General features: G+C 41.0%; 21 protein-coding genes, 1 tRNA gene and 1 pseudogene. 12 read left to right on the plus strand and 11 right to left on the minus strand.

All coding sequences use genetic code 11. The features are described 5' to 3' along the window. Positions 1-94: 94 nt before the first annotated feature. Complete coding sequence (locus M1E93_RS15450; protein ID WP_169342387.1) at positions 95-1,777, plus strand: inositol phosphate phosphatase SopB; 1,683 nt, start codon at positions 95-97, stop codon at positions 1,775-1,777. Between the two features lie 436 nt (positions 1,778-2,213). On the opposite strand, the gene M1E93_RS15455 is transcribed toward M1E93_RS15450, so the two are convergent. Continuing rightward, a complete protein-coding gene (locus tag M1E93_RS15455) occupies positions 2,214-2,621 on the minus strand; it encodes a DUF2628 domain-containing protein (RefSeq protein ID WP_004917310.1) in 408 nt (135 codons plus the stop codon). 780 nt (positions 2,622-3,401) lie between these two features. Between M1E93_RS15455 and M1E93_RS15460 the strand changes: the two are divergent. Next, a pseudogene (locus tag M1E93_RS15460) lies at positions 3,402-3,722 on the plus strand (DDE-type integrase/transposase/recombinase); the annotation flags it as partial. A gap of 81 nt (positions 3,723-3,803) precedes the next feature. Here M1E93_RS15460 and M1E93_RS15465 read toward each other — a convergent pair. Next, positions 3,804-4,751, minus strand: a complete 948-nt coding sequence (locus tag M1E93_RS15465; protein WP_140035165.1) for an IS30 family transposase — start codon at positions 4,749-4,751, stop codon at positions 3,804-3,806. Positions 4,752-5,085: 334 nt separating this feature from the next. Between M1E93_RS15465 and M1E93_RS15470 the strand changes: the two genes are divergently transcribed. Further along, entirely contained in the window at positions 5,086-5,451 is a 366-nt protein-coding gene (locus tag M1E93_RS15470; RefSeq protein WP_014657427.1) for a hypothetical protein, read from the plus strand. Positions 5,452-5,948: 497 nt separating this feature from the next. Here M1E93_RS15470 and M1E93_RS15475 read toward each other — a convergent pair. Then, a tRNA-Phe gene (locus M1E93_RS15475) sits at positions 5,949-6,023 on the minus strand. 126 nt (positions 6,024-6,149) lie between these two features. After that, complete coding sequence (gene dicD, locus M1E93_RS15480) at positions 6,150-6,728, minus strand: division control transcriptional repressor DicD (RefSeq protein WP_036942948.1); 579 nt, start codon at positions 6,726-6,728, stop codon at positions 6,150-6,152. Between the two features lie 203 nt (positions 6,729-6,931). Between dicD and M1E93_RS15485 the strand changes: the two genes are divergently transcribed. Further along, positions 6,932-8,071: a glycerate kinase gene (locus M1E93_RS15485; protein WP_072502743.1), complete on the plus strand. Its 1,140-nt coding sequence runs from the start codon at positions 6,932-6,934 to the stop codon at positions 8,069-8,071. Positions 8,072-8,323: 252 nt separating this feature from the next. On the opposite strand, the gene M1E93_RS15490 is transcribed toward M1E93_RS15485, so the two are convergent. Together M1E93_RS15490 and aspA are read right to left on the minus strand one after the other, a co-directional pair. After that, the gene (locus M1E93_RS15490; RefSeq protein WP_004925858.1) at positions 8,324-9,646 is read right to left on the minus strand and encodes an anaerobic C4-dicarboxylate transporter; all 1,323 of its coding nucleotides are present in this window, start codon (positions 9,644-9,646) and stop codon (positions 8,324-8,326) included. Between the two features lie 145 nt (positions 9,647-9,791). Continuing rightward, positions 9,792-11,216, minus strand: a complete 1,425-nt coding sequence (aspA, locus tag M1E93_RS15495) for an aspartate ammonia-lyase (RefSeq protein ID WP_004925857.1) — start codon at positions 11,214-11,216, stop codon at positions 9,792-9,794. A gap of 507 nt (positions 11,217-11,723) precedes the next feature. On the opposite strand from aspA, the gene M1E93_RS15500 reads away from it, so the two are divergent. The 4 genes from M1E93_RS15500 to M1E93_RS15515 all read left to right on the plus strand — a co-directional run bounded on the left by M1E93_RS15500 (position 11,724) and on the right by M1E93_RS15515 (position 15,372). Beyond that, a complete protein-coding gene (locus tag M1E93_RS15500; protein WP_004925855.1) occupies positions 11,724-12,236 on the plus strand; it encodes an FxsA family protein in 513 nt (170 codons plus the stop codon). A 164-nt stretch (positions 12,237-12,400) separates the two neighbouring features. Then, complete coding sequence (locus M1E93_RS15505; RefSeq protein WP_008914587.1) at positions 12,401-12,694, plus strand: co-chaperone GroES; 294 nt, start codon at positions 12,401-12,403, stop codon at positions 12,692-12,694. Positions 12,695-12,745: 51 nt separating this feature from the next. Continuing rightward, entirely contained in the window at positions 12,746-14,389 is a 1,644-nt protein-coding gene (gene groL, locus M1E93_RS15510; protein WP_004925846.1) for a chaperonin GroEL, read from the plus strand. A gap of 638 nt (positions 14,390-15,027) precedes the next feature. Next, a complete protein-coding gene (locus M1E93_RS15515; protein WP_014657509.1) occupies positions 15,028-15,372 on the plus strand; it encodes a DUF4156 domain-containing protein in 345 nt (114 codons plus the stop codon). 47 nt (positions 15,373-15,419) lie between these two features. On the opposite strand, the gene epmB is transcribed toward M1E93_RS15515, so the two are convergent. Further along, positions 15,420-16,448, minus strand: a complete 1,029-nt coding sequence (gene epmB / locus M1E93_RS15520; protein WP_004925842.1) for an EF-P beta-lysylation protein EpmB — start codon at positions 16,446-16,448, stop codon at positions 15,420-15,422. A 43-nt stretch (positions 16,449-16,491) separates the two neighbouring features. Between epmB and efp the strand changes: the two genes are divergently transcribed. Next, the gene (gene efp / locus M1E93_RS15525; protein ID WP_004925840.1) at positions 16,492-17,058 is read left to right on the plus strand and encodes an elongation factor P; all 567 of its coding nucleotides are present in this window, start codon (positions 16,492-16,494) and stop codon (positions 17,056-17,058) included. 78 nt (positions 17,059-17,136) lie between these two features. On the opposite strand, the gene M1E93_RS15530 is transcribed toward efp, so the two are convergent. From M1E93_RS15530 to M1E93_RS15540, 3 genes are all read right to left on the minus strand, one after another. Then, on the minus strand, positions 17,137-17,334 hold the full coding sequence (locus M1E93_RS15530) for a YbdD/YjiX family protein (RefSeq protein ID WP_004925837.1): 198 nt from the start codon (positions 17,332-17,334) through the stop codon (positions 17,137-17,139). A 125-nt stretch (positions 17,335-17,459) separates the two neighbouring features. Next, entirely contained in the window at positions 17,460-19,553 is a 2,094-nt protein-coding gene (gene cstA / locus M1E93_RS15535) for a pyruvate/proton symporter CstA (protein ID WP_014657510.1), read from the minus strand. 328 nt (positions 19,554-19,881) lie between these two features. Beyond that, positions 19,882-20,790 (minus strand): EamA family transporter, encoded by a 909-nt coding sequence (locus tag M1E93_RS15540; RefSeq protein ID WP_053109823.1) that lies wholly within the window; start codon positions 20,788-20,790, stop codon positions 19,882-19,884. A 357-nt stretch (positions 20,791-21,147) separates the two neighbouring features. Between M1E93_RS15540 and sugE the strand changes: the two genes are divergently transcribed. Next, positions 21,148-21,462: a quaternary ammonium compound efflux SMR transporter SugE gene (gene sugE / locus M1E93_RS15545; RefSeq protein WP_014657512.1), complete on the plus strand. Its 315-nt coding sequence runs from the start codon at positions 21,148-21,150 to the stop codon at positions 21,460-21,462. Between the two features lie 285 nt (positions 21,463-21,747). On the opposite strand, the gene M1E93_RS15550 is transcribed toward sugE, so the two are convergent. Next, the gene (locus tag M1E93_RS15550; protein WP_004925825.1) at positions 21,748-22,479 is read right to left on the minus strand and encodes a GntR family transcriptional regulator; all 732 of its coding nucleotides are present in this window, start codon (positions 22,477-22,479) and stop codon (positions 21,748-21,750) included. Between the two features lie 241 nt (positions 22,480-22,720). On the opposite strand from M1E93_RS15550, the gene M1E93_RS15555 reads away from it, so the two are divergent. After that, entirely contained in the window at positions 22,721-23,881 is a 1,161-nt protein-coding gene (locus M1E93_RS15555; RefSeq protein WP_426207010.1) for a mandelate racemase/muconate lactonizing enzyme family protein, read from the plus strand. A 70-nt stretch (positions 23,882-23,951) separates the two neighbouring features. Then, entirely contained in the window at positions 23,952-25,250 is a 1,299-nt protein-coding gene (locus M1E93_RS15560; RefSeq protein ID WP_104873199.1) for an MFS transporter, read from the plus strand. The last annotated feature ends 16 nt before the right edge of the window (positions 25,251-25,266 follow it).

Below are 25,266 nucleotides of genomic sequence, written 5' to 3' on the forward strand. Positions count from 1 at the left end.
ATTGTGATGATGAATAAAATAAACAATCGGTTTTTTATATATTTATAAGGTATTTCTCGATTGAATAGTATTTTTATTTCAATGGAGAAGCCATGTGTTTTATATAATAAAGTCAGATGAACCCCAACAATCAATTTCTCATGCCACATCCAGCGGGCAGGAGCAGTTAAGTAAGACATTTGCTTATAATATTGATTCAGTTAACAACACAATAAAAAGCCAAAAGCTTGTTAGAGAGGCAATAAAAACACCACCTCGTGGTCAAAGTTCAGTGGAGAGAAAAAATAACCTCATTAAAGTAACTCAAAATAAAAGCGATCTTATTCGTTTCCAGCAGGAGCTGCTCAGTACCGCAGAAAATATATTGAAACACGTTGATTTATCCACGGAAGTGTTAGCTACAATATCGGATAAATTAAAGCAGTTAACGTGTGAACCAAACAGACTAATTCAATCAAGGGAATTGTTGCAGGCTAAAAAATTCGAAGAAAAATTAATTAAAATTATTCATCATGAAATGCTCAATAGTAATAATAGAATCTCTTTAAAAGATGTTGGGAAACTTTTTCAAAAAGAGCTAAGTAGGCATCTTAATAATAAAGATTGGCATACAATAGAAACAGCATTGAGTTATGGAAATAGCCAATATTCATTTATCTTAACTCCCGCATCTCAAATGAAATATTGTGGTGATAATCACGAGATATTTTGTGACAACAGCTATAAAGGGAAAGGTATTTGTTCGAAATCAGCAGAAGAGACGACCCACGCTGTTAATTTATGGCTTTCAGAGGTTAAAGATAATAATCAATCCACTTTATTTAGTGGGATCCGCCACGGAGTATTATCGCCTTACGCCCTTCCTGAGCGCAGTGCCGCACGTCTACAAGGCGCTAAAAATAGAGCAAAAGAGGTCGTGATGGCTGCGCTGTTTGCAAAGCCTGAATTGTATAAGAGAGCATTAAATCATGAAGAGGTGACATTGCGGATCGCTTCAACCTCTTTACTAACATATTTAGGTAAAGAGAAAGGGATGCTTGATGATCAAGTTGCTGCTTGGAAGATGTTAAATAACGATGGCGTTATCAAACTGAATATCAAAAATGAGAAAGGCGAAGCCCAAGAAGTTAAAGTTAAACTGGATATTGCGATATTCAACTTTGGCGTTAATGAACTGGCATTTTCCATCCCGAAGGTGATCAGCCAAAATGATAATTTAAATAAAACCGCTTTAGCCCAAATATTAGGGTGTAACTATCTTATTAATAATGAAGTGGGGGGATGGGTAGGTCACTATTTATCTGAACATCCTCATGCTAGTAATAGGCATAAAGTAGAAGAGTTATGTCAGCAGATAAAGGAAATATGGAAGAAAAAATCATATCGTTATGATGGTAATGAGCCTTATAAAATAGCACAACGTATCGCGATGTTAGCTTACGAAATTGGTGCAGTGCCTTGCTGGAATTGCAAAAGTGGTAAAGATAGAACAGGTATGCTGGACGCAGAAATCAAGCGGGAAGCTATCAATTATCATCAAGGTTATAGTTTGAGTAAGCCAGGCGCTAAGTTGACGAATGAAGAGAAAAAATTATTCCAAGGTGTTTTGCTATATAGCGGTAACAAAGAAGTACAGGAATGCAATACTGGCGTTGCAGGTAATAAAGTCACCAAAGATCTACCATTCATGTTAAGACCACTTGCATTATCTTATAAAACACGTATTGGTGATGAGGTTATTCGGCGACAGGTACAAGGGTTTTCATCTTTAGTTTAATATTATTAATGCTTTTTGAGGTTGATCATAGATGAAGGGCATATTTGTGTCCTTTCATCATTGAGGAATTGCTATTTACAGTAGGTTATAATAAATGTTCATCTTTACTTATGTATTTATTGGCGATGTTCTGTGGCATGAAAAAATAGATATTCATATCACTATGACAATAAATACCGCATTGTCGCCGTCGATATTTTCTAAAGCACGCTGGGTTATGAATGGGCGGAATACCGTTACGATATTCTTGTAAATACCTCATTTATAACACCGTCAATTTGTAGAGTATTTATGCTGCATTTCGATACTCACAAGCATCTAAAATAATCTTCAAGTTTATTTATTGTTATAATGCTGCATTTTACATGCAGCATTATTGTATGGAATAAAATCCTATTGGGATTGGAGGTAGGTTATAAGCGGATAACTTATTGATTTAATATAAGCTGAATCCTTCAAATGGGTTCCAGCCATCAAGGCCTTTGACTTTTTTTAGGTAATAAGCATAGTTTGCAGTAAATCCCCACATGAAAGATACCCCTAGAGATATAGCTGTCCAAACTGGTCTGGGGAATTCTCTACCTATAATAAGTTCAATGGTTGCAAAAAGCATGGTGATACATAAGCTTATAGCTAACAAGATTAGAGCTTTTTTCCATAATCCTACAATTGCAAAATAGATAGGTCCAAAGAAGTAAGCAAAAAAATTAAACATAATAAGAAAGCGAGCAAAATAAGGTTGCTGCTTTATGGCAGCTTTGTGTTCAGGGGTTTTTGGTGCTCCATATGTATCAAAAAATGCAAAACGTTTTTGCCATTTTATAGGGTATTGCTTAGTTTCCATTACTACTCCATCTGTATTAGAATCAAAAAACGATGGATATAATACGATGTTTTCCTATTTAATGCAGTGGCAATTGAACACAATTTATTAAATAAGAGAATATTCTTAACTATACATGGAGTTAATTTAATTTATTTACCTCACGAATAGCCCTGATATAGGTTGACAACTCTTCAGGTATAAAACGCTCGATGAACTTGATTGGGCGGTTTATAGTTTAATGAAAAATGTCTTTCATTGAGTATTGAATATTATTATGGATTTTCAGATAGTTCGATGAACAATACTGTAGCCCTCGATTTGAGTGATGGATTATAGGGATTGTTGAACTTTGTCTTTTTAAGATTCAAAGTAACAATTTCTTTACCATATTCATTTTTATGTTGCCATCTAAATGATAACCAGCGATTTTTTTTCGTGAATAAGCATTAGTAACTAGGTTTAAATAAGTAATATCAGCTACCCCCATTTTTTCTTGAATAACTCAGCTTTACGCTTTTTTGATAAGCGAACACTAAAATCGCTATCCATGACTTTGACAACGGTTTTAAAAATGTCAACTTTAAGTTATAGAACGTGGTTCATCTTAATTTTCTTCTTTCGGTAGGCTACTGTTCATGTCCACTTTCCCTAAAATAAGACAGCTATAATTAGAGTTTCTGCCCTAAAATTTGCAGAGGTCATGATGAAAAAAGCCCGTTTTACTGAAACTCAAATCGTTAATATTTTAAAACTCACTGATTCTGGCATGGAAGCTAACGATATTAGCTAGCAGTAAGTGAAAAAAGACCACTAATAATTGAGAAAACACCGAATATTCATTGGGCATTGGATTTTATGCATGATGGTTTATATTGTGGTAGCCGATTTCGAACATTGAATATTATTGATGAAAGAACGCGAGAGTGTCTGGCAATTGAAGTGGATACGTCATTGCCTGCTGAACGAGTTATTAGAGTGCTTGAACGCTTGAGAGTCGACAGAGGGCTACCGAAACAAATTCGCATAGATAATGCTCCAGAGCTAATTGCTGTTAATTTATTGAACTACTGTGAAAATAATCAAATAGCGTTATGCTATATTCAATTCGGTAAGCTACAGTAAAATGGCTTTATCGAGCGTTTTAATGGTTCGTTCCGCCGTGAGTTTTTGAATGGGCGGATTCAAGTCCGAAGTGCAACGCTAAGCCGCCTTTCTTAGCTCCGCAAACACCACCGAAGGTTGTCTGAACCCCAGACACTTGCGTGGCCTGCTGTTCAACGCTCCCTGATAGCGTTGTAAGTCTTCTTCTGTCACTGTCCGCAGGTCTGTTCCTTTCGGGATAAACTGTCTTAACAACCCATTCGTATTCTCGTTCAGCCCACGCTCATGCGAGGCATACGGATGGGCAAAGTACGTATCTGCGTTCAGTGCTTCTGCTATCGCCTTGTGCTCACTAAACTCTAGACCGTTATCGAACGTTATTGTGTGACATACATCCTGATACTCACTCAGCAGTGAGATAATGGCCTTACTGACTTCCACCGCATCCTTTGAAAACACCTTTTTTGTCAGGTAAATACGGCTTTTGCGTTCTGCCAGTGTCACGATAGCACCAGTGCCCTGTTTACCCTGCACCAAATCGGCCTCCCAGTCCCCCAGACGGCTACGGTCATCGACGACTGACGGCCGTAGCTCAATGGATACCGCATCAGGGATGCGCCCTCGTTTCTGCCCGTAGCCCTTACGATATCGCCGTTTGCCCTGCCTAAGATGCCTGTACAACTCGCCACCGCTACGCTTATCCGCATAGATATACTGGTAAATCCATTCATGGCTGACGCTAAGACCAATAATGCTGCCAATTGCACTTATTTGCTCAGGACTCCACTTCCACTCCAGAGCAAATATCACGAAATCTATGGTCTGCTGAGGAATTGTCCTTTTGGCAGATGACAGCCGCCTATCACAGCACTTCTGGTGTGCCTGTTGTGGGTTATAACCAGTATCTGAAGTGTTACGCCTCAGTTCACGGGAGACCGTGGACTTGCTTACACCGATACGGATACCTATCTCATGGCAGGATAAATTATCCTCACGCAGTATCGATATCTGGTATCGTTGTCCTTCGGTTAGTTGCTGATACTTCATACTTACTCGCTCATCTTTGGTCGGAAGAGCAGGATAGCTTATCAGTAGCTAACCGTCCTTCCATCTAACATGACCGAGCGTTGCACTTATTATCTGAATTCGCGCTTTAAATAGAATGTAGTTCATCTTAACTTCCTTCTTTCGGTAGGCTACCAGCCTTATGGGATAAAGATGGTACATTTAAAAATCTGGAATGTATGCCGCTAGATTAACCACGGCACTGGTATAAGATATAAAAATATCATGCTGAACAAATCATATGAAAGAGTAGATGGGGGGCATACAGTAAAAATGAGTATAAAAATAGGAAAGCTTTATAAATGAGGGATGGGCGGTGCAAGAATCATTAGTGGTTTTTGGCGATATGCCATTATCAGGTATTCAATTAAGATCTATTAAATATGATCGAGCGGTCCTATCACTTTCATTAATTAAGCCCGATGAGGAACTAAGTTTAATATTTGAGTGGATATATTCCTTTAGGGTAACAGATGAAGGGGATTTATTAAAAATGCTAGACCATTTCAATGGTCAGATGACAACTGGGGTTTATAAAGTTAAAAATTCATCCTATTTAGAATGGTTTCATGAGCAAAGTGAGAATATACATAATGATATTATAGAGCATTATTTAATTGTGACCCTTGATGAAGTTGTCGAAGTACTTGCGGCAGTGGAACCGATAATTAAAACGGTATGATATGTAGTAAATCCCTGGAATACAGTAAGTTAAGCCTGTAAGGGGCGGGAAGCACATTGATCCGTTTTTTAAGAACTATAGTCATGACTATATCACACGACTATTTTATTGAATGTAGAATTGGTCTTTACTCAAAAATAAAAATGCGGCAACTCTAGTCAAATGGCATGATAACGGTCTAGCTGAGTGTATTTTCTGAGAGAACGGTGGGTCTGAGATGAATAACTATCTTAGAAAGCTAAATATGGCGTGATGGGATCTTCTGATATTAAAAAGTTAAAAGGCTTTGCAAAAAAACGATCATTTGAAACAGGTTTGTTCTGGCTTGAGTCTTGAACGTTAAATACTTAAACAATATGGCATACGCAGCCCATCAAAAACGTCAAAAGGCATACAACCTAGTTGTGGTTTTGCTAAATTTTAAGGTGGTAAATTAAGATAATTATATGATATCTATAGGATTACTTGATTGGAGGAAACCACTGTAGAAGTGAAAGTGGTGCCGGACTCGGAATCGAACCAAGGACACGGGGATTTTCAATCCCCTGCTCTACCGACTGAGCTATCCGGGCAACGGGGCGCATTAAACCGTATTAGGTGGTTGGCGTCAACGAATTTTTGCTAAAAAAACGCAGTTTTTAACTGAGTGTTTTCTTTTTCAGCAAAAATTGTTGGTTTAACGCGCGATTACTGTTTTATTAACTTAAAGCTCCTTTTTTACGGCATAACGCAATAGTTAAAATATCCTCTGAGAGATGCTGAGCAATTTCGACATCTTTAATATCTCTTTGAATCAGTAAACGATTCAAACAGCCCTCTAAAACTAATTCCATTTGATTTGCCACGAGCACGGGGTCTTCAATATCTAATTCATCTAATAACTCTTTGGTATATAGAAAAGAGTTATCTTTTTGTATTCGGCTTAGTTGATGGATAGGGTGCTGTGGATCAGGATAGTGATTACAGGCTGAGACAAATAAACATCCTGGGAAACGCCCTTCGCTAACACGTTGGTACAGCTGTTGGTAGCGTGCGGAAAGTTTTTGTTGGGGGCTTAACGACTCATCTAAACGTGTTTGACGTTGCCAAATTTCAATCTGTTGCCCATGATAACGCAGGCAATCGTACACTAAGGCCTCATCATCAGGCCAAAATTGGCGGATCATGTTGAAATCAGGGGCTATCTCATGGAGAAGATGCTCGGTAGAGGCAGAGAGGCCTTGTTTTTCTAACTGGTTTAGAGCATGGCTTAAAATTTGTTCGCGCTGTACTGACATTGTTAGCTCCATCACAATATTGTTCTCATCTTCCCATCATAACAATGATCATTATTGATTTATAGCAGTTTGCTTTGTGAGCAATATTGTTGATGACAAAAATAGGTAAGGTGTGATCAGGGTAACTGTCAGACAATTTGCAGTATGAGAGCTATCAACATGATACGATTAAATAATTATCGTGTTTTTCATAGGTACTCATCATGAAAATTATTATAGCTCCAGATTCATTCAAAGAGAGCATGAGTGCAGAATCTGCTGCCGATGCCGTGAAACAAGGCTTCCAAGCGGTATTTCCTGATGCAACGTTTTTAAGTCTACCCATAGCAGATGGTGGGGAAGGTACGGTTGATGCGTTGATTGCCGCTGCGAGCGGAGAAAGAGTATCTGTTGAGGTATTTGATCCACTCAATAAACCTATAACAGCAGCTTATGGTTTGCTTCATCAAGGAACGACAGCAGCGATTGAAATGGCTGCTGCAAGTGGATTGATGTTAGTTCCGCCAAAAGAGCGTAACCCGATGCTAACCAGCAGTTATGGCACAGGTCAATTAATTAAAAATGCCTTAGATAAAGGCGTACAGCAGATTATTTTAGGTATTGGTGGCAGTGCAACGGTTGATGGTGGCGTTGGTATGCTGCAAGCCTTAGGGGCTGTTTTTTATGATGAGCAGCAACAACGGCTAGGCCAAGGGGGGGAAGTACTCAATAAGATCGCCAGTATTGATATTTCAGGTCTCGACCCTCGTTTAAAAGATTGTGACATTGATGTGGCGTGTGATGTGGACAACCCTCTTGTTGGTGAGCGTGGTGCCGCTACAGTATTTGGTCCTCAAAAAGGGGCAACACCTGAAATGGTTGCCATGTTAGAACGTGGGCTGAATCAACTGGCAAATGTAATAAAAAGCACAACAGGTATAGATTACCGTCACTTAGCAGGAGGTGGTGCGGCTGGAGGAATATCTGTCGCCGCAGCCGCCTTTTTGGGAGCACAACTAAAACCGGGCATCGATATTGTGATTCAAGCGGTCGATTTAGAAAAAGAGATGATGGATGCTGATTTAGTGATCGTTGGTGAAGGGAGTATGGACGGGCAAACCGCAGGGGGGAAAGCACCGATTGGTGTTGCCAAAGTGGCGGCAAAATACCATGTTCCAGTGATAGCATTAAGTGGTGTGTTAGGGAAAGGTGTGGACGCTTTACATCAAGAAGGCATTGATGCTTTCTTTAGCATATTGCCTCGCTTATGTGCGCTCGACGAAGCATTAAATGAAGGCGCCATTAATTTACAGCAGACTGCTTATAATGTGGCGAAGGTGTTAAAAATAGGGCAGAAGCTTTAATCGCGCGACGATAGGTTAATTCATCACGGATAGCTGTTTTGATGACTTAATTGCTTTTATGAGGTGAATGATAGCGATTTATGGCTTGATGACTGCACATTCAAATCTAAACATGCCCTGCTATCTGTGCAATGGCGTATGAATAAATCTGCTAGTAGGATACGGTCTGGGTTATCCGTGCAACGCTATTTAGTTTTTAAAAGAAAACCCGCAAAATATTGCGGGTTTTTGTATGGGTAGAATATCCAATAACTACAGGATCATACCGCCGAATAGGAAACCGAAGGTAACAGCTAAGATCACGGCAATAGTGCCCGGAATAAAGAATGGATGGTTAAAGACGAAACGGCCAATGCGTGTGGTTCCGGTATCATCCATTTGTACAGCAGCAACCAGTGTTGGGTATGTTGGTAGAATAAACAGACCAGATACTGCTGAGAATGATGCGATAGCTGTCAGTGGGCTAACATGAAGCGCGAGTGCCATAGGCATCAACGCTTTTGCTGTTGCAGCTTGTGAGTACAGTAGAGCTGAGCAGAAGAAGAAGATCACGGCTAGCATCCATGAATGTTCATGGATCAGGTCACCCGCTGTTGCTTTAATCCAATCAATATTATGTTGTACGAATGTATCACCTAACCATGCAACACCTAAAATACAGATACATGCGCTCATACCGGCTTTAAAGGTACTTGAGTTAAGGATCGCGTCTGTATTGACTCGGCATAAAATAGTGATGAGGGTCGCTACACTCAGCATAATGATTAAGATAGCATTAGTGGTGTTCATCAATGGTGTTTTGACTATTTCTAAGCTTGGGCTGTTGATAATAGCGTAGACAACAACACCGACAACGCCTAGCAAGAACAAAAATACAGATGATTTTGCACCAGGTTTGATAGCTTTAACTTGGCTACCACGCAGTTCAACTAAGCCTTCTGCTAAACGTTTTTGGTAAACAGGATCATCAGACAGTTTCGAGTTAAACGTCCAAGAGATGATGAATGACATCAAAATGATAGCAAGGAAAGTGGATGGCAGTAAAATAGCGAGCAACGTAATATAGCTAACAGTGTTACCTGCACCGACCATGGCGGAGTTTTCCATTACAGAGGCCATATACACAACTGCCGCTGAGATTGGGGACGCTGTAATACCAATTTGAGCTGCAACAACCGCAGTTGAAAGTGGGCGGCAAGGTTTGACGCCTTGTTCTTTTGCCACTTCTGCAATGACGGGTAAAGTTGCTAAAGAGATATTCCCTGTACCAGCAAATAAGGTTAGGAAATAGGTCACGATTGGTGCAAGGATGGTGATGTATTTAGGATTACGACGCAGTAGTTTTTCTGTCTGATCGACTAAGTAATCAAGTCCACCTGCAATTTGCATTGCAGAAATGGCAGCGATCACAGCCATAATAATAGAGATAACGTCAAATGGTATAGTACCTGGTTTTACGCCAATAGCAGCGAGTACCAGTACACCTAGGCCACCGGCAAAGCCGATACCTATCCCACCGAGACGGGCCCCCAAAAATATGGCCAGCAGAACAATGATAAATTCTACGGCTAACATAGTGTTTACTCCTCGACAAATTTAAAATTAAAAATATGAAACTGTAGTGTTAATTTTTTGTGTGTGCATAAAACTAAAAAGGCACGCTTTCCGAAGGAGAGGCGTGCCTTGATTTTTAAGAGTTATTTATGGTTAGCATAAACGATTAGTCATCAAATCTTTTCGCTTTATAAGCTGGGTGTTTTAGGTTCTCAACAGAGAAAATATCATCCAGCTGCTCTTCGGTCAGTAGGCCGCGCTCCAGAACGACTTCACGGACACTCTTGCCTGTTTCAGCACAGATCTTACCTACGATATCACCATTATGGTGACCAATGAATGGGTTCAGGTAAGTAACAATACCGATAGAGTTAAAAACAAACGCTTCACAGATTTCTTTGTTCACTGTGATACCGTTAATGCATTTTTCAACTAAGTTACGGCACGCATTGTTCATCAGAGAAATGGATTCAAACATCGCTTGACCGATAGCTGGCTCCATTACGTTCAACTGTAGCTGACCCGCTTCAGCTGCCATTGTAACACAAACATCGTTACCGATAACTTTGAAACAAGCTTGGTTAACCACTTCAGGAATAACTGGGTTAACTTTTGCTGGCATAATTGAAGAACCTGCTTGTAATTCAGGCAGATTGATCTCTTTGAGGCCTGCACGTGGGCCAGAAGACAGTAAGCGCAAGTCATTACAAATTTTAGATAGCTTAACGGCAAGGCGTTTTAGGCCAGCGTGAACGGTGATGTATGCACCACAGTCAGATGTCGCTTCAATCAGGTCTTCTGCCGGTACACAAGGTAAGCCAGTCACTTCTGCTAATTTCTCAACAGCCAATTTTTGGTAGCCCGGCGCAGTATTCAAACCTGTACCGATTGCCGTTGCACCTAAGTTCACTTCTAACAGTAATTCAATACTACGTTTTAGGTTTTTCTCTTCTTCTTTTAAGAGCGTTGCAAAGGCATGGAATTCTTGACCAACGGTCATTGGTACAGCATCCTGCAATTGGGTACGGCCCATTTTCAGAATGTCTTTGTATTCTTCTGCTTTTTTCTCAAAACCTTTTTTCAGGTATTCAACCGATTCAATCAGTTTTACAACGGAGTTGTATACGGCGATACGGAAACCTGTCGGATAGGCATCGTTGGTTGACTGACTTTTATTTAAGTGGTCATTAGGATTTAGGTATTCATATTCACCTTTTTTATGACCCATCAGTTCAAGACCAATGTTTGCAAGGACTTCGTTGGTATTCATGTTTAGTGATGTACCTGCACCACCTTGGAATACGTCAACAGGGAACTGGTCCATGCATTTACCGGTATCCAGTACAACATCACATGCTTTGATAATGGTATCTGCAATGTTACGTGGAATAGTGTGAAGTTCTTTGTTCGCCATTGCTGCCGCTTTTTTAACCATTACCATGCCGCGAATAAATTCTGGCACGTCGTTAATGGTGCGGTCGCTGATATAAAAGTTTTCAATCGCACGCAGAGTATGAACACCGTAATAGGCATCAGATGGGACTTCTTTCTGACCTAACAGGTCTTCTTCGATACGAGTATTGTTTGACATGAGAACCTTCTTAATTAGATTACAGTTACTGTCTATTATGCGCTTTTAAAAAATATATACCGTAAAACAAAACATTCTAGGTGTTAAACACCTGTTACTCCATTATCAGCATGATGATCTACTGATTTATGAGTAGATGATATGCGGTTCTTTAATGATTACCTTGAACCTAGATCACTATATAGTTTGATTTATGAAACAGATTTCAAAATATGTGAACATACTCACAGATGAAACCAAAAAAATTAGAAATCTCCATGAGTTGAAAAGCGTTATAGTGACCTCCATCATTATGTCTATACTATGTGAAAAAGCGAATGTTGTTGTTTGTCTCTTAGATACAGTTCACAAAGGTTTTCCAAGAGGCGAGAACTAACCTATATCCAACGAACTTCTGGGTGTGAATAGGTGGCAAACTCTCTGAGAACATGACTCGAATAGAGAGTGGTCGATACTTGAGCAATAAGAAGAACGAAGGAGATAGCTGATTGAAATAAAGGAGAACTTGTGCGCTGGTTACCGCTAATATTGATATGTCTTCTCATTTATATTGAGTCCGTCATATTCGTTCGTGTTGCTTCAGAAATTGGGGTATTGGCAACACTCATACTGGTTGTGTTGACATCTTGTTTGGGAATTTCTCTGGTCAAAAATCAGGGAATGAAAAATGTCATGCAGATCCAGCAAAAAATGGCAGCAGGTGAAAGCCCCGCAGCAGAAATGATTAAAAGTGTTGCGTTGGTGCTTGCTGGCTTCTTATTAATCCTGCCAGGGTTCTTTACTGACTTTATTGGTTTGCTGTTATTGTTACCTCCTGTGCAAAAATTGTTCGTCATGCGTTTGATTCCACATATCCGTTTTTCCCAAACTGGAAATGGTTTTAGTGCAGGGCGTAACAATCCATTTCAACAAGGGGATACATTTGAAGGGGAATTCCAACGTAAACAGGATGATCCATCATATAAACTCGATAAATCCGATGATTCTAACGAATCAGAAAAAGATAACCGCTATAAGTAAGAGCCCCCATTAAAATAGGGAAGGTAAAAACAAAAAAATTTTATCTTCCCCCCTTGAAGTCACTCCAATTAGCCCCAATCTGCTGAAACATGGTACTGGTTTATTTAGGCATACTGGTATCGTCCTTTTACCTAGTGTGGACTTTATTTATAGGAGAACTATTAATGAAAATTCGTCCATTGCATGACCGTGTTATCGTCAAGCGTAAAGAAGTTGAATCAAAATCTGCAGGCGGTATCGTTCTGACTGGCACTGCAGCAGGTAAATCTACGCGTGGTGAGGTCCTCGCCGTTGGTAATGGTCGCATCCTTGAAAATGGTGAAATCAAAGCGTTGGATGTGAAAGTCGGCGACATCGTTATTTTTAACGACGGTTATGGCGTGAAAGCTGAAAAAATCGACAACGAAGAAGTGCTGATCATGTCAGAAAGTGACATCCTCGCGATTGTTGAAGCGTAATTTTCACTTAGATCTTCTCAACTAACGAAAAGAATTTAAAGGAAAGAAATAATGGCAGCTAAAGACGTTAAATTTGGTAATGACGCACGCGTAAAAATGCTTCGTGGTGTGAATATTCTAGCAGATGCAGTTAAAGTAACTTTGGGCCCTAAAGGCCGTAATGTGGTTCTTGATAAATCATTTGGTTCACCAGTTATCACTAAAGATGGTGTTTCTGTTGCACGTGAAATCGAATTAGAAGATAAATTCGAGAACATGGGCGCACAGATGGTGAAAGAAGTTGCTTCTAAAGCTAACGATGCAGCGGGTGATGGTACAACAACTGCAACAGTTCTGGCGCAAGCTATTGTTACTGAAGGTCTGAAAGCCGTTGCAGCGGGTATGAACCCGATGGATCTGAAACGTGGTATTGATAAAGCAGTAGTTGCAGCTGTAGAAGAGCTGAAAGCACTGTCTGTTCCATGTTCAGACTCTAAATCTATCGCACAGGTTGGTACAATTTCTGCAAACTCTGACGAAACCGTTGGTAAGTTAATTGCAGAAGCAATGGATAAAGTCGGCAAAGAAGGCGTTATCACTGTTGAAGAAGGTACTGGTCTGGAAGACGAACTGGATGTTGTTGAAGGTATGCAGTTCGATCGTGGTTACCTGTCTCCTTATTTCATCAACAAGCCAGAAACGGGTGTTGTTGAACTGGAAAACCCATTCATCCTGTTAGTTGATAAAAAAGTATCTAACATCCGTGAACTGCTGCCAGTATTAGAAGGCGTTGCTAAAGCGAGCAAACCACTTCTGATCATCGCTGAAGATGTTGAAGGCGAAGCACTTGCGACACTGGTTGTTAACACCATGCGTGGTATCGTGAAAGTTGCTGCGGTTAAAGCACCTGGTTTCGGTGATCGCCGTAAAGCAATGCTGCAAGATATCGCTATCCTGACTAACGGTACTGTTATCTCTGAAGAGATCGGTATGGAGCTTGAAAAAGCGACATTAGAAGATCTGGGTCAAGCAAAACGTATCGTCATCAACAAAGACACAACAACTATCATTGATGGTGTTGGTGAAGAGTCTGCTATCGCAGGTCGTGTTGCACAAATTCGTCAACAAATCGAAGAATCAACTTCTGATTATGACCGTGAAAAACTGCAAGAGCGCGTTGCTAAATTAGCTGGCGGTGTTGCTGTAATTAAAGTTGGTGCGGCAACTGAAGTTGAAATGAAAGAAAAACGTGCTCGCGTCGACGATGCGCTGCACGCAACTCGCGCAGCGGTTGAAGAAGGTGTTGTTGCTGGTGGTGGTACTGCACTGGTACGTGTTGCCGCTAAACTGGCTTCACTGAAAGGCGATAATGAAGAGCAAAACGTGGGTATCCGCGTTGCACTGCGTGCGATGGAAGCACCAATGCGTCAAATCGTCACTAACGCAGGTGAAGAAGCTTCTGTTGTTGTTAACAAAGTTAAAGCAGTTCAAGGCAACGAAGGCTACAACGCAGCAACTGACACTTATGGTGATATGATCGAGATGGGTATCTTGGATCCAACTAAAGTAACTCGTTCTGCATTGCAATTCGCTGCATCTATCGCTGGTCTGATGATCACAACTGAAGCGATGATTACTGAGATGCCTAAAGATGAAGGCCCTGATTTAGGTGCTGCAGGCATGGGCGGTATGGGTGGAATGGGCGGTATGATGTAAGCCAATTGGCCGCATCACGCTCACACAGTCAATAAGAACTGTTAAGCCTTCTAACCGGTATTGTTGGTATTAACCGACAATACCGGTTTTTTATATGAATAAATATGTTTGAGTTGATTGATGGTAGGCCGACCGAATGTCTAAAGTGAAGAATATCGATAATCTAAAATGACGCGAAAGATTTCGATACGCTTATTTTGAGTAAAAGCCCTTGAATTTGCTAATTGTATAATTGTGCATTTATTTTTGCGCAAAGACCGTGCGGCAGGTTATATTTGGAGTAAGGCAAAAGGTGGTTTGGTGAGTAACCAAAGGTGAAAGCGTTATAGGCTCTTTATATTTCATGTGATGTTTCGAATTATTTAGAGTATACGCGTTTTATGGTAAGCTTTGTTTGCTGACGAGGGTGGGCAAATTTTATGGTCATGCCTTTGTTGATACTTTGAACCGTTATCCATATCTCTCAATATAGATCTGGCGAATTTTGGCTGTAAATAGGCGCTCGAGTGACTATAATTTAGTAGCGCTAATGAAGATCAATTCAATGATGCCGTTAATAGCAACGGTATATTGAACAAAGAAGGGAATGAGTGGTTCTCAAACCAGCTGCAAAAACACTATGATAAATGAGGGAAAACATGCGTATTAAAGTATTGCTTGGTGCTGCTGCATTACTACTTTTAGCAGGTTGTTCGACAACAACTAATTTAACTGCGGCGGGCTCACAAGTTCGTTTTGTTGAAAACCAACCTGGAAGTGATTGCCAGCTTCTTGGTCAAGTCACAGGAACTCAAAGCAACTGGTTGAGCGGTGTCAATAGTGAATCAAGCTCTATGCGCGGCGCGGCAAATGATCTGCGTAATAAAGCAGGCGCAATGGGCGGAAATGTGATTTTTGGTGCGACTAGCCCAAGTGAAACTATCCTCTCTAGTTTTATCCCAGTTGATAGTAAAATGGTCGGCCAAGTTTATAAGTGCCCCTAAAATGAATATCTGACGCCCGATCGTATAGACGATGCGGGCGTTTTATTTCAGCACTGTCTTAGGTTTAGGTCGAGTAACGTCTTACTCGGCTCTCCGCCAATCTCCCGTGCTAATTTTGGCACCAAATAGCCAGAAACCTTCCCAAGCAATTGTTGTATTAGCAACCTAGCTTCTTGGTCGCTCACTAAGAAATGCGCAGCCCCTTGCACCTTATCTAAAACATGCAAGTAATACGGCAGGATACCCGCATCAAATAGCGCATTACTTAAATTCGCCAATGTATCTGCATCATTGTTCACCCCACGTAACAGTACGCTTTGATTGAGTAAGGTCACGCCGGCATTTTTTAATTTTTGCATCGCGGCTTTAAAGTGATCATCTATCTCATTAGCATGGTTGAGATGCGTTACCATGATCACTTGAAGACGTGAGTGGGCAAGTCGCTGACACAGGTTAGTGGTAATGCGTTCGGGGATCACTACAGGTAAACGAGAGTGGATCCTCAGCCGCTTAATGTGGGGGATCGCTTCGAGTTGCCCAATTAACCAATCCAGTTCACTGTCTTTTGCCATCAAGGGATCACCCCCTGAAAAGATGATTTCATTGAGTTCAGTGTGGTTTTTTATATAATCCACAGCTATCAACCAATTATTTTTGTTTCCCTTATTATCTTCATAAGGAAAATGTCGGCGGAAGCAGTAACGGCAGTTTACTGCACAGCCCCCTTTCACCAACATCAATGCTCGGTTGTGATATTTGTGGAGTAAACTGGGGATCGCATTATTTTGTTCATCTAATGGATCTGTAGAAAACCCCGGATAGGTATCAAATTCTGCTTTTGCAGTTAATACTTGCAATAGCAGAGGGTCTTGTGGATCGCCTTTTTTCATGCGCGAAATAAACGGCCTTGGTACACGTAATGGAAATAATTTACGTGCGTCGTTGCCATCTTTCGATGCTTGATGGCTTTCTAGCCCCAGTATTTGAAGCAATTCATCAGGATTAGTGATTGCTTCAGCAAGTTGTTGTATCCAGACTTCTCTGGATGAGGTATTTTGAGTTACAATATCGACCATTTTTTGGCTATGCCATTTTTAGTGTATAAATTAGAGGATCTCCATGGCTACTTATAGTACCAATGAATTCCGCTCAGGTCTTAAAATCATGTTAGATGGCGAACCTTGTGCAATTCTTGATAGTGAATTCGTTAAACCGGGTAAAGGTCAAGCGTTTGCACGTGTTCGTATTCGTAAACTGATTTCTAACAAACTGTTGGAAAAAACATTTAAGTCTACTGATTCTGTCGAAGCCGCAGATGTCATGGATATGAACTTAACTTACCTTTATAACGACGGTGAGTTTTGGCATTTCATGAACAACGAAACTTTCGAACAGCTTGCAGCGGACGAAAAAGCGGTTGGTGATAACGCTAAATGGCTGATCGACCAAGCTGATTGTATCTTGACTCTGTGGAATGGCCGCCCAATCGCGGTGACTCCACCTAACTTTGTTGAGTTAGAAGTCACAGATACTGACCCAGGTCTGAAAGGTGATACAGCGGGTACTGGCGGTAAGCCAGCGACTTTAAGCACGGGTGCAGTGGTTAAAGTTCCTCTGTTCGTTCAGATTGGTGAAGTGATCAAAGTTGATACTCGTTCAGGCGAATACGTTTCACGCGTGAAATAATACCTGTTTGCTTGAAGCTAAAAAACCGTAATGTTGTAAGACATTACGGTTTTTTTTACCCAAAAAGAGAAGCTGAATTTAACAGCACTTAAACCCGCCTTTTCCACCATAGCGAGCATCTTGGCGCTCTTTAAAGAACTCTTCATATGTCATTGGTGTTTGATCTGGATGATTAAGTCGCATATGAGCAACGTAATTGTCATAATCAGGCACACCAATCATCATTTTGGCTGCTTGCCCAAGGTAACGAGCCGCATTGCCGAGTGAACCAAACATCTTAATCTCCTTACTTCGCTTCTAACTTTAGAGCGCTTGAGCGTTATTTGAAAACTCGAGCCACAAATAGGATGAGGTGGCTCGTTTTCGTTGAATCTAAGCGTATCTTGTCCATACACGATGAATTAGTGATGGCGTGTATTCGCAACAATTTCCTGATAGTTAGCTGGCATTGGTTCATATGGAACTTCATTCGCTGTTGGCTCAGAAGATTTCAATGCTTTTAATGCTGTACGGATTGAGAATATCGCGAGTAGCACGACAACGATCATAAAGAAAATTGTTAACCCAGCATCTAAACGGTTATTAAAAATCAACTGTGTTAGTTGTGACTCAGTATATTGCGATGGGATATTTCCACTATCAATCATTGCTTGGAATTTATTGGCTACAGCGAGGAAACCAACGCGCGCATCTTCACTGAATGTTTTTTCCCATCCTGCGGTCATTGTACAAATAAGCAACCACGCAGTAGGCACTAAAGCAACCCATGCGTAGCGTTGACGCTTCATTTTGAACAGGACTACAGCACAGAGCATTAAGGCCATACCTGCTAGCATTTGGTTTGCGATACCAAAAAGTGGCCAGAGTGTATTGATACCACCGAGTGGGTCAACAACACCTTGATGAAGGAAATACCCCCATGCAAGTACACATAATGCTGTTGCAATTAGGTTTGCAGGAAGTGAGTCGGTTCGTTTCAAAGAAGGTGAGATCACGCCTAATAAATCTTGTAGCATAAAGCGTGCCGCACGGGTTCCCGCATCGACAGCCGTTAAAATAAACAGCGCTTCAAACAAGATAGCGAAGTGATACCAAAACGACACATTCATTAAACCGCCGAGGGCGCCGTGTAAGATATAGGCCATGCCTACCGCCAGTGTTGGAGCTCCACCTGCTCGAGAAATAATGCTGTTTTCACCGACCTCATTGGCGATATTTGTTAGCTGCTCAGGTGTTATTTGGAAGCCCCAGCTACTGACAACTTGTGCAGCCGAAGCGACGACATCTTCAGTACCTGCAGGTGCTAACATCGCCATAGGGCTGTTCATGGCAAAATAGACACCGGGATCAATCACACAAGCGGCAACCAATGCCATAATCGCGACAAACGATTCCATTAACATGCCGCCATAGCCGATAAAGCAAGCTTGGTTCTCATTCGCAAGCATTTTGGGGGTTGTTCCTGATGAAATTAAAGCATGGAAACCAGAAACAGCACCACAAGCAATAGTAATAAATAAAAACGGGAACAGATCACCTGCCCAGACAGGGCCTGTGCCATCAATATATTTGGTCAGCGCTGGCATTTCTAAATTGGGGTTTAAAATAAGAATACCAATGGCTAACCCGATGATGGTACCAATCTTTAAAAAGGTAGAAAGGTAATCGCGAGGTGCCAGCAGTAGCCAAACAGGCAGAACTGCGGCAACAAACCCATATCCAACAAGCATCCATGTCAGTTGCACACCGGTATAGTCAAAATACGGTGCCCATGTTTCACTTTCGGCAACCCAGCCACCTGAAATAATTGCAAATACAAGGAATACCAGACCAATAATAGACACTTCACCAATACGACCAGGGCGAATATAACGGGTATATATTCCCATGAATATCGCAAGAGGAATGGTAAAGGCGACTGTATAGGTGCCCCATGGGCTGTGTGTAAGGGCTTTGACGACGATCATCGCAAGCACTGCAAGGATAATCACCATAATCATAAAGCAAGCGATAAGGGCTAAGATGCCCGCAGTATTCCCCATCTCTTCTTTAACCAATTCACCCAGTGAGCGGCCATCTCGACGAGTCGACACAAAAAGCACCATAAAATCTTGAACCGCACCCGCTAATACGACCCCTGCTAGCAGCCATAACATGCCTGGCAGATACCCCATTTGAGCAGCTAATACCGGGCCTACCAGTGGTCCTGCCCCTGCAATTGCTGCAAAATGGTGACCGAAGAGAATTTTTTTATCTGTCGGAACGTAATCTAAGCCATCGTTATGACGGATAGAGGGTGTCATTCGTGTTGAATCGACTTGTAGTACCTTTTTAGCAATAAACAGTCCGTAATAACGATATGCGATTAAATAGACACAAACCGCTGCAACGACGATCCATAGCGCATTAATTTGCTCGCCTCGATTTAATGCGATATAACCGAGAGCAAAAGCGCCTAATATCGCTAGCACAATCCAAATTAATTGTTTACCCATAGCCATCCCATCCGTTTTATTATTAAGCCGTTTGCATTTTTGTATTTGCAGATTACTGACACATATAGCTAGAGTTAACGGAAAGGCAAGATAGCTAAAACGTGAAACCTAACAGTGAGTAAAAATAAATTTCATAACTGTTATTAATATCACTAAATAATAGCAGTTAACTGGATTTTATTTCGATTTCAGCTAGAGGGAAAGCGATTGATTTGTGAGAAATGCTATTTATTTTCTTTATATTGCTATTATACGCTGGTGTAGTTGGTGCATATAAAGAGCGAAATCATAGGCAGAGCTTGAAAGTCTATACCCTGCCTAGTTTGGCTTAATGGCTTCTGATCCGTTGGATGAGCTTTTTACCAAATAAGGTAATAATCAGCCCAAACATGATGAGTATCAACCCAGCAAATTGTATGCTATTTATATGCTCATCAAGGAATAATGCACTGCTGCTTAGGCCGAATACGGGCACCAACAGAGAAAAAGGAGCAACCCGCCAAGCTTCATAGCGACCTAATAGAACACCCCACAAACCATAACCCACAAAAGTAGATAGATAAGCAAGGTAAATGATGGTGCCAAATACTGGCCAATTAAAATCAGATAGGCCTTGTACAATGGCCTCTTCACCTTCAAATAGCCATGAGCTTATTAAGAAAGGGATAATAGGGATAAGAGCACTCCAACTGACCAAGGAGAGTGCACTGCATTTTTCCTCTTGCTGATTGTGCATAATCATCCTATTGGTGATATTACCACATGCCCATGAAAGCCCTGCGATTAGCGTAAAAGTTAATCCTAATAATGGAATATCATCCAAGCCGCCGGCTGTTGCACCTTTAGCCAATATTGTTAGCCCAACGACGGCAATTAACATTCCTATGAAATGGGTGGCTTGTAGAGATTCTTTTAAGATGACGGCACCTAAGAGTAAGGTGAAAAAGGCTTGGGATTGTAAAATAACGGATGTGACCCCAGCGGGCATACCGACACGAATGGCACAAAAGAGGAAAGCAAATTGACCAAAGCTAATCGTTAACCCATATAAGAGTAATAATTTGAAGGGGATCTTTGGGCGTTTAAAGAAAAAAATAGCGGGAAATGCCACGAATATAAAACGCAATGCCCCTAATAATAATGGTGGAAGCGCGGTAACGCCGAGCTTAATGATCACGAAGTTAACACCCCAAATGATAACCACACACAGGGCGAGTAATATATCTTTGAAGCTCATGCTACTCTCAATGGCTGTCGTAAGTGAAGCTTTCTACTCTACCTCTGGTTGTATAATTTCGCGATAGAAATTTTAATACAGTACAAATATGTAAATTTCTATTGTTGATTGCAGCTAATTTGTTATTTTTTATTACTTGAGTTGGGGAAATTGAGGATTTATAATGATATTTCACTTCACGTTTTCAGGACGACCTGAATATGTACTCTAAACCGTTTGAAGTGCAGTAGAACGACAATAGAAGCATATAAACCGATACAATCGGGCTTAGTCGACAATACTGTAAGCCAAATATGGATGAGTGCACACGTTAATTAAATAATGGGGACGACCCCGGTTACATTCGGGAGAAAAGCAATGGCTTGGATCATCCTCTTATTTGCCGGTTTATTAGAAGTTGTTTGGGCCGTTGGCCTAAAATACACTCACGGTTTTACACGTCTTACCCCAAGTATTATTACAATCGTCGCGATTATTGCGAGTATGGGGTTATTAGCTTATGCAATGCGTGATTTGCCCGCAGGAACCGCTTATGCAATATGGACAGGTATAGGTGCTGTTGGTACGGCCATTGTCGGGATTATTTTCTTGGGGGAATCAGCCAATATATTCCGCTTACTTAGCCTTGGGTTAATTATTATTGGTTTAATTGGCTTAAAAGTTTCAAGCTAAAATAAATATACTCGTCAATACGGGGGCAAATAGGCGCCCGTATTGACGGGAGATGATAAAGTTTCAATCAGTGAAAATGTACCGAAAAATATAGACTAGATGTTTGTGTTCTTTAGTACGTTGAAGATCCCAAATTCGCCGTTATATTTCCAAATCCTGTAGAAATAATTTCCCTGAGACATTTATTCATTAGTCAACATGCTCTGTTTCGGGTTAGGTGCTAGGTGTTTTCACTTGTGTGCTCATTAACACTGCCTCTTTATCAGGAAGCTATGCTAGGTTTACTTACTTGGGTTCTCTTTTTTTATCAATAGCTTGATTGAAGTTAATCTCTTTATTTTGATTGCGAATATGCTCTTTGATTTCAATTTCTAGAATATTGAGATCCCCTGAGCGTATTTTATCTAATAGCACTTTGTGCTCATCAATAATTTCTTCCATAGGCTTGGTAAAGGTTGATATCCCAATGATAATGGTCAACTGCTTAGAGACGTTTTCCCATAATGCGGTTAGGGTATTGTTACCGCTTAATTGGCATAATGTTCGGTGGAAATTCACGTCACAAAGCGAGAATTCATAGCTATCCGCTAATTTTGCTGCTCGCGCCATTTGCACAATACACTGGTTTAACTGTTCGATAGATTGTGGATCTAAATGCTTATTTTTGGCGATAAAGGTTTTAATAGCCTGTCGTTCTAATAGAATTCTGACTTCGATCAGTTCATCCAGCCTCTCTTCTGAAACAGGGGCCATTCGAATGCCTTTAAATGGCTCATTAATCACGATCCCTTGGCTTTCTAATACTCTTAAGGCTTCTCTAACAGGAACACGGCTGACATTCATTTTTTCTGCAATTTCTTTTTCAACAATGCGATCCCCTGGCAGGATAAATCCACGGGTTGCCGCCTCAACAATTTTATCTACCACATCATCAGTGAGTGTCCTTGCTTTGATTGGCTTCCAGTAATCTTCTTGCGAGGTGATTTTCTGCGATTGTTGCCCTTTTCCAACTGTCATGATGTTTAGCCTATTAAATTTGTTACTAATCAAAGAATTAATTGGTAGTTGATTGCGCCTTTAATGCATCAAAATTATCACATTGGCCAGCAATAAACCAATAAAAAACCCACTATTGCGATATTTTTTCGAGGGGGAGATAAACCCAGAATGGATCACATATTCAACAATTGAATATTGTATACAATATTACAATGTTGTTAAATGCTTCAAATTCAGTTAAGCAAGAGAAGGAAAAGACATGAACAACATGCTTGAAGATATAAAAATTACTGAAATTGTTGCCGTTCCTTTATTTGGGGAGAGCCCAAAAGGGGGATGGTCCAATGAAATCAAACCAGAAGATTCGATCCACGCCATTATTGCGGTGCACACTGATGCTGGCATCACGGGGTACGGCAGCGTATTCACTGATGGTCGCTTAGTTGAAGCCGCCATCCCTGTACTAGCATCTTTATGTATTGGTGAAAGTGCATTACAGCCAGAAAGAGTGTCTGAAAAACTTAGACAAAATACATTTTGGATGGGGCGCGGGGGAACGTTAACACATACGATTAGCGGCATTGATATTGCATTGTGGGACATTTTAGGTAAAGCAACAGGACTCCCCGTAAGTACGTTACTTGGCGGTAATTATCGTTCCAAAGTACAGCCGTATTGCTCTTTACTCATGGAAGAACCAGAGACGATGTTCAACGTGATCTCTGATTATAAAAAGCTTGGTTTTAAAGCATTTAAAATTGGTTGGGGCCCATTTGGACGTAACAATGATGCCAAATTAGATAGAGCAATTGTTGAGGCAGCAAGGGATGCGGCAGGTTACGAATCACACTTGTTAGTTGATGCGGGCGCAAGTGATGCATATTGGCCAAATGGCTTGAAATGGGCAATCCAAACATCGCATATGTTAGCGGAATATCAAGTTGGTTGGTTTGAAGAAGCGTTACGTCCGGATGACCTTGAGGACTTTAAAGTGCTGCGTAAAGAAAGCCCAGTGCCGATTGCGGGTGGTGAAGTGTTAACCCGTCGTCAATCTTTCTTACCATGGCTCTCTCAGGGGGCATTCGATATTGTTCAACCTGACGTGACGAAAGTGGGCGGCATTTCAGAGCAACGTCGAATCGCATGGCTGGCTGATGAGTTTGGTGTTAAGTATGTTGGACACGGTTGGAATACCGCAATGGGGCTGGCGGCCGACTTACAAATGGCAGCAGCCTTCCCACAAGTGGATTTTGTCGAGTTTATCGGTGGTAGCCAATATATTGATGGCATTGTTAAAACACCATTTAAAGTGGATGAGCAAGGGTATTTAACGATCCCAAAATTACCGGGGCTTGGTATTGAGCTAGACATCGATAAATTAGCGAAATTCACAGTTAATCCAGAGCATTTGTTTAAGTAACTTCATATACATAAGCCAGATAGTGACAACACTATCTGGTTTCCTCTCCTTATTAAAAGGTATGGTTACGATGAAAAATAAGAACAAAGGTACAAAAATAAGGTTTTCGATAGCGATATTAATGACGCTTGCGATTGTTATTAATTACTTAGATAGAACTGTTATGTCTGCAGCAGCACCGACTATCTCAGAAGAACTGCAAATTTCGCCAGAGATGATGGGATGGATAATGTCGGCGTTTTTCTTGAGTTATGCATTATGCCAAATACCAGCGGGTTTTATTGCGGATAAATATGGTCAAAGAAAAACGTTGGCAGGGTCTGTGTTGTGGTGGTCATTAGCAACGGCCGCCACAGCATTAGCCAAAACACCACTGAGTTTTATTTCCACGCGAATTCTAATGGGAATGGGGGAAGCGGGAGCATATCCATGTAATAGTGGTATTGCGGCAAAATGGTTTCCAGATCGTGAACGCGGCAGAATAACGGCATTATTTGATAGTGGTTCTAAGTTTGGAACAGCGTTCGCAATGCCATTAGTGGTGTGGATCATTGCAAAATGGGGCTGGGAATCAGCATTTATTATTTGCGGCGCATTAGGGATTCTCTGGGTTTTTGCATGGTTAAAGGTATATCACGATCCTGAACAACACCCAAAAATTAGTGCTGAAGAACTTGCTTATATTCGTGATGGGCAAATTAAAAAAGATGGTATTGATAATATCCAGCCGATGAAGTGGTATCAGTTGATCCGTTATCGCAATGTACAAGCTATGTGTATCGGCTTCTTTATGTTGGACTACGCCATTTATTTCTTTATTACTTGGTTCCCTGCTTATTTAATGATGGAACGAGGCATGAGTTTAGAAGAAATGGGATTTGCTGCCATGTTACCACCACTATGTGGGATCGCAGGTCAATGGCTGGGTGGTTGGACGACAGATTATCTGTATATTAAATATAATAATATCAACCTTGCTCGTAAATTACCGATTGTGGGCGGCATGCTGATTGCAACCAGTATCGCATTTTCGGGGTTAGTTGAATCTGTTACTTTAATGATGTTTTTACTGTGCTTATCTTATGCGGCACTCGCATTTGCAGCCTCAGCAATATGGTCTTTACCAGGAGATGTTGCACCACGAAATATGACGTCGGTCTTAGGTGGAATGCAAAGCGCTGTTTCTAACTGTGGCGGTATTTTAGGACCTATTGTGACTGGATATATTATTGCAGCAACCGGTTCGTTTATTTGGGCATTAATTGTATCTGGTATTGCTTGTGCAATAGGGGCATTGGTTTATTTAGTGATGTTAAGAAATATTAAGCCGATTACGCCTGATAATGAATCGTTAGAAAAATCAAATTAAACAGCTATATTATTTA

Origin of the sequence: Providencia sp. PROV272 (assembly GCF_049901975.1) — a bacterium.
GTDB lineage: Bacteria > Pseudomonadota > Gammaproteobacteria > Enterobacterales > Enterobacteriaceae > Providencia > Providencia stuartii.

Excerpts from the sequence above, each read along its gene's own strand:
- aspA (WP_004925857.1), bottom strand. The coding sequence starts at position 11,216 with ATGTCAAACAATACTCGTATCGAAGAAGACCTGTTAGGTCAGAAAGAA.
- M1E93_RS15540 (WP_053109823.1), bottom strand. The coding sequence starts at position 20,790 with ATGAGCTTCAAAGATATATTACTCGCCCTGTGTGTGGTTATCATTTGG.
- M1E93_RS15490 (WP_004925858.1), bottom strand. The coding sequence starts at position 9,646 with ATGTTAGCCGTAGAATTTATCATTGTTCTGCTGGCCATATTTTTGGGG.
- M1E93_RS15455 (WP_004917310.1), bottom strand. The coding sequence starts at position 2,621 with ATGGAAACTAAGCAATACCCTATAAAATGGCAAAAACGTTTTGCATTT.
- cstA (WP_014657510.1), bottom strand. The coding sequence starts at position 19,553 with ATGGGTAAACAATTAATTTGGATTGTGCTAGCGATATTAGGCGCTTTT.
- M1E93_RS15550 (WP_004925825.1), bottom strand. The coding sequence starts at position 22,479 with ATGACAGTTGGAAAAGGGCAACAATCGCAGAAAATCACCTCGCAAGAA.
- M1E93_RS15485 (WP_072502743.1), top strand. The coding sequence starts at position 6,932 with ATGAAAATTATTATAGCTCCAGATTCATTCAAAGAGAGCATGAGTGCA.
- efp (WP_004925840.1), top strand. The coding sequence starts at position 16,492 with ATGGCTACTTATAGTACCAATGAATTCCGCTCAGGTCTTAAAATCATG.
- M1E93_RS15530 (WP_004925837.1), bottom strand. The coding sequence starts at position 17,334 with ATGTTTGGTTCACTCGGCAATGCGGCTCGTTACCTTGGGCAAGCAGCC.
- M1E93_RS15515 (WP_014657509.1), top strand. The coding sequence starts at position 15,028 with ATGCGTATTAAAGTATTGCTTGGTGCTGCTGCATTACTACTTTTAGCA.
- M1E93_RS15555 (WP_426207010.1), top strand. The coding sequence starts at position 22,721 with ATGAACAACATGCTTGAAGATATAAAAATTACTGAAATTGTTGCCGTT.
- dicD (WP_036942948.1), bottom strand. The coding sequence starts at position 6,728 with ATGTCAGTACAGCGCGAACAAATTTTAAGCCATGCTCTAAACCAGTTA.
- groL (WP_004925846.1), top strand. The coding sequence starts at position 12,746 with ATGGCAGCTAAAGACGTTAAATTTGGTAATGACGCACGCGTAAAAATG.
- epmB (WP_004925842.1), bottom strand. The coding sequence starts at position 16,448 with ATGGTCGATATTGTAACTCAAAATACCTCATCCAGAGAAGTCTGGATA.
- sugE (WP_014657512.1), top strand. The coding sequence starts at position 21,148 with ATGGCTTGGATCATCCTCTTATTTGCCGGTTTATTAGAAGTTGTTTGG.
- M1E93_RS15560 (WP_104873199.1), top strand. The coding sequence starts at position 23,952 with ATGAAAAATAAGAACAAAGGTACAAAAATAAGGTTTTCGATAGCGATA.
- M1E93_RS15465 (WP_140035165.1), bottom strand. The coding sequence starts at position 4,751 with ATGAAGTATCAGCAACTAACCGAAGGACAACGATACCAGATATCGATA.
- M1E93_RS15505 (WP_008914587.1), top strand. The coding sequence starts at position 12,401 with ATGAAAATTCGTCCATTGCATGACCGTGTTATCGTCAAGCGTAAAGAA.